The following is an 871-nucleotide window of genomic DNA, read 5'->3' as shown; positions in this document are numbered from 1 at the left end:
AAACAAACAAAAAGGTAACTCTCATGTTGCATACTAACAATCCAATCATTAAACACAAAACGGGTTTGCTTAATCTTGCTGCAGAATTAGGTAACGTCTCAAAAGCCTGTAAAGTTATGGGCGTTTCACGGGATACATTTTATCGATACCAAGAGCTCGTCGAGGACGGTGGACTTGATGCGTTAATTGATAAAAGTCGTAGAGCGCCAAACTTAAAAAATAGAGTTGATGAAGCAACTGAACAAGCGGTCATTAAATACGCTGTCGATTATCCAGCTCACGGCCAACACAGAACGAGTAATGAACTCAGAAAACAAGGCGTATTCGTTTCCGGCAGCGGTGTTCGTTCAATATGGCTACGTCATGGCCTAGAGAACTTTAAAAAGCGTCTCAAGGCGCTAGAAGATAAAGTGGCTAACGAAGGTATTATACTCACCGACGCCCAAGTGACTGCGCTTGAAAAGAAAAAGCATGATGACGAAGCGTGTGGTGAAATTGAAACGGCTCACCCAGGTTACCTAGGCTCTCAAGATACATTTTACGTGGGTAATCTCAAAGGCGTTGGCCGTATCTATCAACAAACCTTCGTTGATACCTACAGCAAAGTAGCGTTCGCTAAGCTCTACACCACGAAAACGCCAATTACTGCGGCTGACATACTTAACGACAAAGTACTGCCGTACTTCGAACAATACGAGCTTCCAATGCTACGTATTCTGACCGATAGAGGTACTGAATATTGCGGCAAAGTCGAACATCATGATTACCAGTTATATCTCGCTATTAATGATATCGATCATACAAAAACCAAAGCTATGTCACCGCAAACAAATGGCATCTGCGAACGCTTCCACAAAACGATACTTAATGA

At 42.6% G+C, this 871-nt stretch carries 1 protein-coding gene; it reads left to right on the top strand.

Features of this window, described 5'->3' with window-relative positions; all coding sequences use genetic code 11:
• Nucleotides 1-23 precede the first annotated feature (23 nt).
• Nucleotides 24-871: IS481 family transposase (locus tag CWC18_RS20685; RefSeq protein WP_138676044.1), on the top strand; the 848-nt coding region annotated here is incomplete at its 3' end.

The organism is Pseudoalteromonas aurantia, assembly GCF_005886875.1.
Taxonomy (GTDB): Bacteria; Pseudomonadota; Gammaproteobacteria; order Enterobacterales; family Alteromonadaceae; genus Pseudoalteromonas; species Pseudoalteromonas aurantia_A.
The sequence above is the reverse complement of the archived record's forward strand: the minus strand, read 5'-3'. Positions and strand labels throughout refer to the sequence as shown.